This is a genomic window from Pseudoalteromonas sp. MB47, assembly GCF_011319765.1.
GTDB classification, from domain to species: domain Bacteria; phylum Pseudomonadota; class Gammaproteobacteria; order Enterobacterales; family Alteromonadaceae; genus Pseudoalteromonas; species Pseudoalteromonas simplex.
Genome location: NZ_VFBD01000025.1, coordinates 58,762 through 71,415, shown reverse-complemented (window position 1 = coordinate 71,415; position 12,654 = coordinate 58,762). Strand labels below are relative to the sequence as shown.

The 12,654-nt window shown below is 41.7% G+C and carries 9 protein-coding genes; 3 read left to right on the top strand and 6 right to left on the bottom strand.

Annotation, left to right across the window (positions count from 1 at the left end):
* Nucleotides 1-14: 14 nt before the first annotated feature.
* The 4 genes from dcd to apbC form a co-directional block, all read right to left on the bottom strand.
* On the bottom strand, nucleotides 15-602 hold the full coding sequence (dcd, locus tag IMPJCBKJ_RS13670) for a dCTP deaminase (protein WP_138615771.1): 588 nt from the start codon (nucleotides 600-602) through the stop codon (nucleotides 15-17).
* Between the two features lie 228 nt (nucleotides 603-830).
* A complete protein-coding gene (locus IMPJCBKJ_RS13665; protein WP_166340701.1) occupies nucleotides 831-3,782 on the bottom strand; it encodes a TonB-dependent receptor in 2,952 nt (983 codons plus the stop codon).
* A gap of 78 nt (nucleotides 3,783-3,860) precedes the next feature.
* Nucleotides 3,861-6,512 (bottom strand): glycoside hydrolase family 16 protein, encoded by a 2,652-nt coding sequence (locus IMPJCBKJ_RS13660; protein WP_166340700.1) that lies wholly within the window; start codon nucleotides 6,510-6,512, stop codon nucleotides 3,861-3,863.
* Nucleotides 6,513-6,830: 318 nt separating this feature from the next.
* Nucleotides 6,831-7,910, bottom strand: a complete 1,080-nt coding sequence (apbC, locus tag IMPJCBKJ_RS13655) for an iron-sulfur cluster carrier protein ApbC (protein WP_054552943.1) — start codon at nucleotides 7,908-7,910, stop codon at nucleotides 6,831-6,833.
* Nucleotides 7,911-8,088: 178 nt separating this feature from the next.
* On the opposite strand from apbC, the gene metG reads away from it, so the two are divergent.
* Nucleotides 8,089-10,113, top strand: a complete 2,025-nt coding sequence (gene metG, locus IMPJCBKJ_RS13650) for a methionine--tRNA ligase (RefSeq protein WP_138600102.1) — start codon at nucleotides 8,089-8,091, stop codon at nucleotides 10,111-10,113.
* A gap of 93 nt (nucleotides 10,114-10,206) precedes the next feature.
* Here metG and IMPJCBKJ_RS13645 read toward each other — a convergent pair whose 3' ends face one another.
* Entirely contained in the window at nucleotides 10,207-11,022 is an 816-nt protein-coding gene (locus IMPJCBKJ_RS13645) for a hypothetical protein (RefSeq protein ID WP_240921032.1), read from the bottom strand.
* A gap of 82 nt (nucleotides 11,023-11,104) precedes the next feature.
* The gene (lepB, locus tag IMPJCBKJ_RS13640; RefSeq protein WP_166340699.1) at nucleotides 11,105-11,764 is read right to left on the bottom strand and encodes a signal peptidase I; all 660 of its coding nucleotides are present in this window, start codon (nucleotides 11,762-11,764) and stop codon (nucleotides 11,105-11,107) included.
* A gap of 186 nt (nucleotides 11,765-11,950) precedes the next feature.
* Here lepB and IMPJCBKJ_RS13635 point away from each other — a divergent pair, with 186 nt between their 5' ends.
* Together IMPJCBKJ_RS13635 and IMPJCBKJ_RS13630 are read left to right on the top strand one after the other, a co-directional pair.
* Nucleotides 11,951-12,409 carry a hypothetical protein gene (locus tag IMPJCBKJ_RS13635; RefSeq protein ID WP_166340698.1) on the top strand — a complete coding sequence of 153 codons (459 nt, stop codon included), beginning with the start codon at nucleotides 11,951-11,953 and terminating at the stop codon, nucleotides 12,407-12,409.
* Nucleotides 12,410-12,616: a helix-turn-helix transcriptional regulator gene (locus tag IMPJCBKJ_RS13630; protein WP_054552938.1), complete on the top strand. Its 207-nt coding sequence runs from the start codon at nucleotides 12,410-12,412 to the stop codon at nucleotides 12,614-12,616.
* Nucleotides 12,617-12,654 lie beyond the last annotated feature (38 nt).

Genomic DNA, 12,654 nt, shown 5'->3' with positions numbered 1-12,654 from the left:
CACATGTTGAAGGATTATTTATTATCGTCACTAATGCGGCTTGCTACTGCCGTATTTTGATCTTTATATTTAGCATCTTTACGCGTGTTATAAGGGTTCTGTGCTGGGCTTGTCATGGTTTCAAAACTCATGGCACCAATTTTCATCATTGGACGAAGCGCAAGTGGCAGCTTGCCTGAGTTATAAAACTCTAAAACGATATTACCCGACCAACCTGGATCAATACGATGCGCTGTTACATGTACCATCAAACCAAGGCGTGCTAACGACGAGCGACCATCTAACCAACCAACAATATCTGCTGGTAAAGTAACTTTTTCATGAGTAATAGCCAATGCTAATTCACCTGGATGAAGGAAAAAAGCTTCTTCTTCATCAAGCACAATTTCATCACTCATGATTGATTCCATTGCCTTATTAAGCTGATCTTTAGGGCCACTTAAATCAACATACGCAGCAGTATGATCCTGGAAAACACGAAACTTATTGCCCAAACGCAGGTCAACCGTGACACCCGAGATCATTTCATTACTTGGTGCTGGCTCTATAACAATGCGGCCTTCGTCAATATATTGCTGAATATGGGTATCTGATAATCTCATTTATTATTCTACCTAAACAACTTAAACATTTGATTTAAAGTTGGAAAAAACGATAACTTTAACAAAAAACACAAACCTTTTGCGTCTACGAAAAGCTAATTATAGTGGACTTAGTGAGGCATATATTACACAAATCAACTGTGCGTTGCTTCAATAATTATTAATTAATTAAAATAGATAATAAAAAGCCGCTCAACGAGCGGCTTTTGTTCCTTTTGAGATCACATATTAAAAGCTATAACGGGCACCGATTGTGTAACGTGGTCCATATTGACGAGCAAATAAGAACTGCTCTTCGTAACGGCCATAGCCACGCTCAGTTTCGTTGTTAAGGTTTATACCTTCAAAGAAAACAGTCGTGTTTTCGTTAATGTCGTAGTTAACACTCAAGTCCCACTGACCATATGTATCGCCAAATTGTGGCGGCGCATCAGATGAGCCTTGTGCTTGACCAACACCAATTAAGTAAGAGTCACGCCATGCGTAAGTCACTTTCACAGATAAACCATCTTTATCGTAAAAAGCTTGGAAGTTAGCTGAGTCACTTAAGCCAGATAAAGGAGCTTGTTGAGTCAAACTTGCTACATCAAATTCAACATCACCATCAACAAACGTAGCATTAACCCCTAAACCAAAGCCGCTTTCACCAAATAAGTGTTGAACAGCTAGTTCAAAGCCATCAACCGATTTACTATCCGTGTTTTGTGGTTGAGAAATATTCCATACCATCAGTGGATCAGAACTCGTTGGTTCAATAGCACCATCTGCATTACCATAACCTAATGCCAGCATTTCATTGAACACAGCGTCACTTGTAGCTTGCTCACCACGAGCTTCTACAGATGCCACAGCTTCAAGGTAACGAGGACCATTTAAGATATCGTATAAACCATCAATGGTTGTTTCAGTGATTTGCGTTTGAATAAAGTTATCTACGTCTTTTTTGAAGTAACCAACCGAAGCATAGCTACCTTCGCCGTAGTAGTACTCAAGTGATAAATCGAGGTTAGTTGATTCAAATGGCAACAGATCAGTATTACCTTGGCTACCTGTACGCGAACCTGGTTTCGGGCTACCCGTTAAGCTACGGCCACCAGCCAAATTACCCAGCGGCGCACGTGCCATGGTTTTACCCCATGAAACACGACCAACAAGCTCGTCTGTAATTTCAACTTTTACGTCGATATTTGGTAACCAGATATCATAATTACCTTCTTCTTGATAAAAGTTATCTGTACCGCCAGTTTCGTACTGCATGATCCACTCAGATGCACTCACCCAGTTAACTTGGCTTTCAACACGTTGACGAACCGTACTGATCACATCTGTTTCTTCATAACGAAGACCTGCGTTAATCTGTACGAAGTAATCAGATAATTCAAACTCCCATAAGCTGTTCACATAGAAGCTTTGCGTTTTCTCTTCTACGTAGCTTTCACTGTCGATACCATCAAAGAATGGATCAATTGAGTATTGATTATCACCCAATAAGTCTTCATTCAAATAAGCAAGTTGACGCGCTAACGCTTCTTCAAAGCTATAGGTGTAATAGTAATTTGGTTCAAGGGCACTACCACCACCAGAGAATTGATCTAGCATGTCGCCTGTATCATGATAAGTGAACATGCCATCAGGGAAGATTTCGGTGAATGATGGGTTAAAACCAGGGCCGCCACGTAAGCCACTCCATGCAGTAAAACCGCCCATAGTTTGCTTAGTATTGGCAGCACCGAATTTCACTTTAACAAGTGGAATTTCAAAGCTTTCATTAAACCAGGTTGCATGAAGCTGAGCTTGCTCAACATTAGACTCACCAGGCGAGTAAATAAACTGACTGAAGTTTGAATCAATCTCACTTGGATCAAGCACCGTAGTGCCATTGTTCCAATTAACGTAGGCATGCGGAACTTCACCAGTGCGATAATCATATACTTTGCTCTGTAACTGATCTGAGCCAAGAATGATTTGACCATCAGAACCTAAGCCATCATCTGCGCCGTTATCTGTTTCGTTTTTCGAATCGTGATAATCGAACTCAACTTCCCACTGGTCGTTAATTTGCCACTCTAGGTTTAAACCAATTGAACGTGCTTTAACTTCAGTAGTGCCACGGCTTGCTGTGAATGAACCATCATTACCACTGATATCGGCATAAATCGCTGTACCATTTTCATCAAGCTCATAGCTGTTAATGTTACTGCCAAACTCATTCCAAATACCCCAACCCACGGTATTCACACCGGTGATTGCACGACTCGCCGTGTAATCAACCGTTGCAGTGAAGCTTTCAATTGGCGAGTACTGTAAAGTTACTTGGCCATTAGTGCGCTCACGTTCAACATCAGCAATGCTGTAGTTCATGTCTTTCGGAAAGAAATGATTACCGACACGGTTGCCTTCGCTATCGACTGCACGAGGGTCAATGTAGTCAGCTTCATCAAGGGTCGGTAAATCAACATTGGCTTGCCAACCTTGAATATTGGCGTTTTGCTGTTGAAAATCACGTTCTTGATGTGAGAATGATGCCGCAAAACCAAATGTATCATCAACATAAGTATTGCTGTACATTGCAGAAAACTCTGGGGTTACATCATCACCGGCCTCATTAGATGAATCGTGAATAGCCTTAATAGACGAGCTAAATTTCTCGCCAGGGCTATTTAATGGGCGCGTAGTAATAATATTTACCGTAGCACCTAGACCACCACTTGGTACATCTGCTTGCCCTGATTTCGCTACTTCAAGTGCACTGACACCGTCAGCGGCAATATTCTCAAGGGCGTAAGAACGGGTGTAACCCGTACCTGGCATTTGACGGCCATTCAGCATTACGAGGTTAAACTCAGGACCAAAACCACGTACCGTAATTTCGCTACCTTCGCCGTTAGAACGACTCACTGATACACCGGTAATACGTTGTAATGATTCAGCTAAGTTAGTATCTGGGAATTTACCCATCTCTTCTGCTGAAATCGCATCTACAACACCTGTTGCATCACGTTTCATATCCATGGCGCGGATCATACTGCCACGAATACCTTTAATTTCGATAACTTCAATATCGTTATCAGCTTTCTCTTGTTCATCTTGTGCATAAGCAGACATAGTGCCCAGCCCTGCAGTTAAGATCATCGCAACTGACGCTGCAAGAGGTGTTTTAATAAATTTTGTGCTTTTCATGATTTACCTGCTTTTGCAATATGTTGTCATGGATACTGAGTGCCGTATTCAGCACCCATCACTTGTTGCCAATGTTAATTACGGGTTTGAAATAACTGCATTATCAATACGGTAAACCGCACCTTCACCCATCCCCCATGACGGGAACACCATGACAACGTCGATTGCACTAATATCAAGACCTGCACTGAGTAAGTCAGCAAGTGTAAACGTATAGGTTTGCCACTCACCCACAACTGGCTCGACACCTTCTTGGCTTGCACTTAACGCAAGCTCCACAGCTTGACCTGCATCGTTTGATTCAATTTTGAATAACCACTGAGCATCTTGGTTGCTGGCGTTTGAAACGATCTTCATTTCAAAACGAACCACACCTTCAGATAATAAGTGAGATGCATCAAAGCTCACGCCATCATCAGCTAAGAACCCCATTACCGTAGCGGTAGAACCAATTTGAAATTCTGCCACTGAGCCATGGGTTTCGTCATCCGTTTCGACTGTTGGTGTACTCCCTGCACAACAATCCCAAATGCTCCACAGATCTGCCACGTTTTCGGCAAATAGCGTTAGCTCTGATGCTGTAGATTCTTGCTCTGGTGCATAGATCCGAGCATTGTCAACACGGTAAACAGCACCGTCACCTTGACCCCATGCAGGGAAAATCATGATGACATCAATCGCACTTACATCTAAACCTGCGTTTAATAAAGTACTGATCGGGAATGTATAGGTTTGCCATTCACCCGCTACAGGGTCAACGCCTTCTGTGCTTGTGTTTAGGTTAACTTCAACCGCTGTTGCACCTTCATTTGACTCAACTTTTAACAGCCAAGGCGCATCTGGCGTTGATGATAAAGAGGTGATCTTCATCTCAAATTGCAACATGCCATCATCAACCAGTGCTGATGCATCAAACTGCGTACCACTACCACCTGATGAAGTACGGTTAATAAAGCCCATTACGGTAGGTGTTGCACCAATCGAGAATTCAGCAGTCACACTATGTTCTTCGTCGTCGACTACTTCAACAGGTGTTGAACCACCACAACAATCCCACAGCGGCCAATCAAGATTCGTTTCATCGGTGAATAAGGTTAATGAAGGCAATGTTGTTGTGCCGCCATTGGTAATTTCAACATTATCAACACGGTATACTGCACCTTCACCTTGACCCCACGCAGGGAAAATCATGATCACATCAATCAGCGATACATTTAAACCCGCATCAGCTAATGTTTGCAGTGGGAAGGTATAAGTTTGCCACTTACCAGCTACAGGGCTAACACCTTCAGTGCTAGCACTCAGGTTTAACTCAACGGCTGTCGCACCTTCATCACTTTCAATTTTGAAAAGCCAAGGTGCATCTGGAGTAGAAGGTAATGAAGTCACTTGCATATCAAAACGCACATAACCGTCTTCTAGCATAGCGCTTGCGTCATAAGGAGTGGCTTCACCGTTTTCATCGGTAATAAAGGCATCACGGCTAATAAAACCATTTACCGTAGGCTCTGCACCCACACTAAATTCAACCACATTACCACGGTCTGCATCTTCAACTAACCCAGGCGTTGTGCCACCACAACAGTCCCATGCCGGCCAGTTAGGGTTAAAGCTGCTATCAAAAATAGTCAGCGGCGTTACCGTGCCATCACTTGGTGGTGTTGGAGCAGGTGCTTTGCCTTGCACAAGTGCATCGTCTAAGTTGTCGTAACCCGGGCGCACGGTTTCACAACCTTTACCTGTGTCAGGGTCTTGTGCACATTCGTAAACACGTACATAGTCAACTTCAAAAGTTTGACCATTTTCGAATGCAGTTGCATCAACACCCAGGGCATTAACGTTTTCAGGCCAATCACCACCTACCGCAAAGTTTAAGATTAAATAAAACTCTTGATCGTAAGGAGATGCATCCCAAAAAGTCGTTAACTCTCCGGTTGTTTGATCAAAGTACTCTGTGTACCAACCCTTATGTTTAAGAGCTAAAGCTTCACCATTTGCATTGTAAAGTAACTCTGATTGGCGCTGTGTAGCATATAAATAATCATCTACGTACCAACGAATTTCCCCCTCTTGCCACTCGATAGCATAAGTATGAAAGTCATCAGCAGGATTAGAATCTTGCGCGAAGGTATAAGCTTTGCCACTGCTATCATTATTTGGCCACTCTTGGCCGTAATGTAATGTGCCGTAGATATTTGATTCTACACCGTCTTCGGTTGGTACTTTTAAATTAACCGACTCAACAATGTCGATTTCTCCTGAACGAGGCCATCCACCATAAACTTCATCGGTAGGCATCATCCAAAACGCAGGCCAAGAACCTTGCCCACTAGGCAGCTTTGCGCGTACTTCAAAGCGACCATATTTAAAATCAGCTTTGTAACGAGTATTAATACGCGCAGAGGTATAAGGCTTATCAGCCCCTTCTTCTGCAGGCAATGCAACGATATTAAGAATACCGTCTGCAATAAAGGCGTTTTCGTCACTGTCGGTATAACATTGTTTTTCGTTATTACCGCCACCCGCACAGTTTATTTCGAAACTCCATTTTTTGTCATCGATAGCATCGCCATCAAAATTATCTTCCCAAACCATCACCCAGTCTGAAACAGGCTCAGTTGGGTTGACAGTATCAATTTTCGTATCTGTGGCAGAGCCGCCGCAGCCAGCTAATGTCGCTACTGAAAGCGCCATTGTAAGTTGTGTTAAGTGTGTTTTGAATCTGTTCATTGCATTGAACCCTAACATTATGTGTTTGTTAGTACTCAACTGATTTATATGAATATTATTCTAACCAGTCAATTGTAAGCGCTTACATTTAAAGGTTAATAAAAAGCCCTGTAAATGTAAGCGCTTTCATTAGACTATGATAAGGTTATTAAAACGTCAATAAAATATTAACATTTGTGGCGATTTTGTTTTTAGACATATTTAACGAAAATGTAGGCTATATACGGCTAAATGAGGGGTTAAGAGCAAAGTTAATGATAAAGAACCACCCAAGATTTTGTTAATAAGAAAAACCCATTAACAAAATCTTTGCAACAATCAATCTTCAGTAATGACTATTTCAACTGCGCTTGTGTGCGCCTGTTGATAATACAAGCTACTGGCAAGTACACGGGCAGCGGTTTTGTAGGTTTCGCTTATTTGAGCCGCGTTGTCTTTGGCAATTAAATCGCCCTGCTCCGAGCTTTCACGAATTTCAATGGCCAGTGGAATATTTGCCAGCACAGGCACACCATGACGATGTGCTAATTTTACGGCACCATCTTTACCAAATACATGATTAGGCTCACCACAATGACCACATAAGAAGTAGCTCATGTTTTCAATTAAGCCAAGCACAGGCACGTTCACTTTATTGAACATGGCAATGCCCTTTTGTGCATCGGCTAGGGCTAAATCTTGAGGCGTGGTGATGATCACCGCACCACTGGCTGGCACTTTTTGGCTCATGGTTAATTGAATATCACCCGTGCCTGGAGGCATATCAACGATGAGATAATCAAGCTCTCCCCAAGCGGTCTCGTTCATTAATTGATTAAGTGCACCTGATGCCATTGGTCCGCGCCAAACGGTTGCATCATCGCTTGGTACTAAAAAGCCAATCGATTGCGCTTTGAGGTTATGCGCCTCAAAAGGAAGTAAGTTTTTATTATCGGCTGTTTTAGGCTCAGCCCCTTGTAGGCCCAGAAGCAGTGGAATAGACGGGCCATAAATATCGGCATCGAGAATACCCACTTTGGCACCTTCTTGCTCTAAAGCTGAGGCAAGATTCACCGCTGTGGTTGACTTTCCAACGCCCCCCTTTCCTGAAGCAACGAGCACAATATGTTTGATTTGCTTAAAACTAAATGTGCTTGGTAATTTCACTTTAGCGCTAATTGACACAGGCACTGATAGTTTATCGGCGACAAATTTTTCAATGTCGTTGATTTCGCCCAAGCCTGCAAAAGGGAGGTTTAATTTGACTTGCCAGCTTTTATCGCTGTTTTGATTAAGCTCTTCGAGCCAATCTTGCTCAATACCAATGGCAAATGCGCTACTACGATAAGCGGCTAAGGCAGCAATGATAGGTGCTTTTTCAGCCGATTTACTTGAGAATAGTTTTGACAGTCCAAACATAGCAATAAATTAGCGTTTCTTTGATGAAAAGTGCTGCGGAATTATGTAACATTCAAGGCATTAAAACCAGACAATTAGATAATATCATTGCTTTAGGTTGCATATAAGCAACTCACAATGAATTAAATAATGATATTCGAGCATATTTGCATCGAACTAATCTCAATTCGGAATGATTATGGCACAGCGAAAGATCCTGATTACTAGCGCATTACCTTATGCCAATGGCCCGACTCACTTAGGTCATTTACTAGAATATATCCAAACTGATATTTGGGCGCGTTTCCAAAAACAACAAGGTCATGAAACCTATTACGTTTGCGCGGATGATGCTCACGGCACACCAATTATGCTTAATGCGCAAAAGCAAGGGATCTCGCCAGAAGAGATGGTTAAAAACGTGAGTGTTGAACGTCAACGTGACTTTGCTGATTTCAACATTGAGTTTGATAATTATCACAGCACGCACAGTGAAGAAAACCGTCATTTCAGCGAGTTAATCTACAACCGTTTAAATGAAGCGGGTCACATTAAAAAGCATACTATTTCTCAACTTTTCGACCCAGAGAAAGGTATCTTCTTACCTGATCGCTTTGTAACCGGTACTTGCCCAACGTGTAAGTCTGAAGATCAAAACGGTGACAGCTGTGATTCTTGTGGTGCAACTTACAGCCCAACTGAGCTTATTAACCCACGCTCTGTAATGTCGGGTGCTGAGCCAATTTTAAAAGATTCTGAGCATTACTTCTTCGACCTACCTGCTTTTGAAGACATGCTTAAAGAGTGGTTACACTCAGGCACGATTCAACAAGAAATGGCGAACAAGCTTGATGAATGGTTTGCAGATGGCCTACAGCAGTGGGATATCAGCCGTGACGCACCTTACTTTGGTTTTGAAATCCCTGGTGCACCGGGTAAATATTTCTACGTGTGGCTCGATGCACCAATCGGCTACATGGCAAGCTTTAAAAACCTGTGTGATAAAAAAGGGATTGATTTTGATGCATTCTGGAGCGAAGACTCAGATGCAGAGCTTTACCACTTCATTGGTAAAGATATCATCTATTTCCACAGCTTATTCTGGCCTGCAATGTTAGATGGCGCAAAATTCAGAAAGCCAACAAATGTATTTGCCCATGGTTTTGTAACTGTGAATGGCGCGAAGATGTCTAAATCAAAAGGCACTTTTGTTAAGGCGCGCACTTACCTTGATAACCTAGATCCTGAGTATCTTCGTTATTACTACGCAGCAAAACTAAACAACGGCATTACTGACCTTGATTTAAACCTTGAAGACTTTGCACTACGTGTAAACTCAGACTTAGTAGGTAAAGTGGTTAATATTGCAAGTCGTTGTGCAAGCTTCATCACCAAGAAGTTTGACGGCAAGCTTAGCGACACCGTAATGGACGAAGCGCTATTAGGTGAGTTCCAAGCGGCTTCTGCAAGCATTGCAAATCACTACGAAAACCGTGATTACAGCCGTGCAATTCGTGAAATCATGGCCCTTGCTGATAAAGCAAACCAATTCATCGACGCTAAAGCGCCATGGGTGTTAATTAAAGACGAAACAAAACAACAAGAAGCACACGATGTATGCTCACTTGGTTTAAATATGTTCCGTGTACTTATCACCTACTTAAAACCTGTTCTACCTGGTATGGCTGCAAACGTTGAAGCCTTCTTAAACGACGGTTTAACATGGCAAGGCGCGCAAACAGCGCTGGTTGGTCACGCAATTAATAAGTTCAAACCGTTAATGCAACGTGTTGAAATGGATAAAGTAAACAAAATGATTGAAGAGTCAAAAGAAAGTCTAGTTGCTGAAAAAGACAAGATTGATCCAAACAGCCCACTCGCAAAAGAACCTATCAGCCCAGAAATCGAATTTGATGATTTTGCGAAAGTTGATTTACGCGTAGCAAAAATTGCTAAAGCAGAACACGTTGAAGGCGCAGATAAGTTATTAAAACTAACTTTAGATTTAGGTGGCGAAACGCGCCAAGTATTCGCAGGTATTAAATCGGCGTATGCACCAGAAGACATCGAAGGCAAGCTAACGGTAATGGTAGCAAACCTTAAGCCTCGTAAGATGCGTTTTGGTATGTCTGAAGGCATGGTATTAGCAGCAGGCCCTGGCGGAAAAGAAATTTATATTCTTAACCCTGATGAAGGCTCAGAGCCTGGCATGCGTGTAATGTAATTACACAATTGCTAGTTAATATAAAGAACCGTTGTGTTTCAGACACAACGGTTTTTTTGTATTTAATGAATGCTTTAGATTAATGTTGTTAGCTTAAGAGCTGGGGCATGCAGGATATTCAGCAAGCACTTGTGTAATTATTTGCCCAAACTGCTGGTGTTGCTGTTCGGTAATCGCAAAAGCAGCATTGTAAGCTAGGGTATCTGCAAGCTCACCTGTTATAACTTCATAAAAAGTCATCGCGGTCAGTAAGTGCCCTGCGTTTGATGCATGATTACCATCTGCGCTGTAAAAATTAAGCTCAGGTAATGCGGCGATTGCTTTGTCCCAAACTAAGCCGATTGGTGCAACACAGCTTGCCTCTTTTTCGCTAATCGACAAATGCAATTGATAAACAAGCTCCCCTTCTTTGCTATCACCTCTTTGCGGATGCTCAGGAAACAAAATAGGTGTAATTTCCAGCTCTTTTGCACTGGCAATTAATCGCTCAGCCTCACTTGTAGAATAATTAACAGAGCCAGACTGAGAATACTTTTGACCTTGAAAAATAGCATGGCTCCAATTGGCTTGCTGTAGCTTTTCAACATTGCCCGATGTGTTCACTATTTCATCTAAAAAACGACCACTGACGGTAAGCGTTGAAACTTGAGAGTTGGTTAACTCACTGGAAATAAGCTGTTCAAGCAAATCCCCTAATCTAGCACTATGGCTATTGCCATAAATAATAATTTTATAGTCAGCACTACCACTGTTATCGACAAGCTCAACACCTGTATCCGGTGTTGAGCTGTTAGTGTCATCAACTTTTGTAGATTCGTTTTTTGAGCTCGAACCACATGCAACCAGACTGATCGAAAAGACGAGTAACAAAAAAGATCGAATTAATCTCGCAAACTTATCATTTATCATACTTTACCTTTTGGCTTATTATTTTTATGTCGTTAATATTGAAACATAAAATTATAAATTGCCAATTTTGTACGATTTTTATCTAGGGTGCTATGTACAAATCATGCAAGAGTCGCTCTTTTCGAGGTAAGTAATAATCATCATAATCAAGTGACACTATGACTCTTTTAGCTTTGCCTAATAACTCACTGCGAGGCACTAGCCCAATCACTCGCGAGTCTGCACTGTGGTCTCGGTTATCGCCCATCGCTAGATACATATCATTTGGAATAACGACAGGTGCAAAATGCTGCATCACCGAAGGCGTTTTTGATACCTGAATAGCATGCTGAACACCGGCAAGGTTTTCAATCAGTGTTTGCTGCTGTTGCTTGTCATCAGCCAATAAATAATCAAGTGCTTTACCGTTAATGATCAATTTATTATCGACTAAAGTCACTGTATCGCCCGGCACGCCAATAACACGCTTTATCAAACGGTTATTTGCAGCCTTAGAATCAAATACAATAATATCGCCGGCTTTTGGCTCATCAGTACGCATTAGCGAAATATGACTAAATGGTACACGCAGATCATAAGCCATTTTATCCGTTAAAATACGGTCCCCTTCAACGATGGTCGGATTCATAGAACCTGTTGGCACTTCATACCAATCAGCCACTGCACTTCTAAACACACTCATCAAGCAGATAAATAAAATCAATGAGCGGTTATTTTTCCATACCTTTAAAAGCCAGTTCATATTCGTTCCTTATTTATTGTTTGTGTCATTAGGAGTCTGAGCGGTTCAAATTAGTTCTTAACTAAATGTAACGAAATGCGTCAATGATAAAAATACCATACATGATGTTAAAAATATTTGACACAGCAAGCAATGAGTAGTTTACTTAACACCAAGTCAAATATTTTTTACATAGGGTGGAAGAAAATGAGCTACAAAGAAATGACAATTTGGGGCACCTTGGTGGTAACCCTAGGCCTGTTAAGCTATTACCTGTTAGGTATTAATTCACTACAAGCCGCGGGTGCTCTAAGCCAAGAGACCATGGTGTCTTATTTGTATAGGGTTGTCGTAGTTGCGGTGATCCTAGAGATAATTATGCAATCTGTACTTGCTGGTATTAAACACAAAGAAGCAGACTTAGGGGATGATGAGCGTGATAAGCTCATTGACCTAAAAAGCACCAAGCTTGGTCACTGGTTTTGCTCTGCAACTATCTTAATATGTGTATTTTTAGCGACGCAAATTGAGCGCGTATCTGGACGCATGCTGTTACCTGAGGTCTCAGATCTATATAATATTATGCACTTTCTTATTATTGGTTTTTTAGTCAGTGAAATTATTACTATTGCCAGCAAAGCGTATTTATATCGAAGAGACAGCTAGATGACAAAACAGCTCAGTAATACCATTCGGGAACTTCGATTTCATCACAATGAAATGACTCAGCAAGCATTGGCAGAGGCTGTTGGAGTTTCAAGGCAAACCATAGTAGCGATTGAAAAAGGTAAATACTCACCGTCGCTCGAGGTGGCTTTTAAGATTGCTCAACTGTTTGATAAAAAACTAGACGACGTGTTTTCGTATCAGTAATTAACAAAAAAGGTTAGCCGAAGAGCTAACCTTTTTTA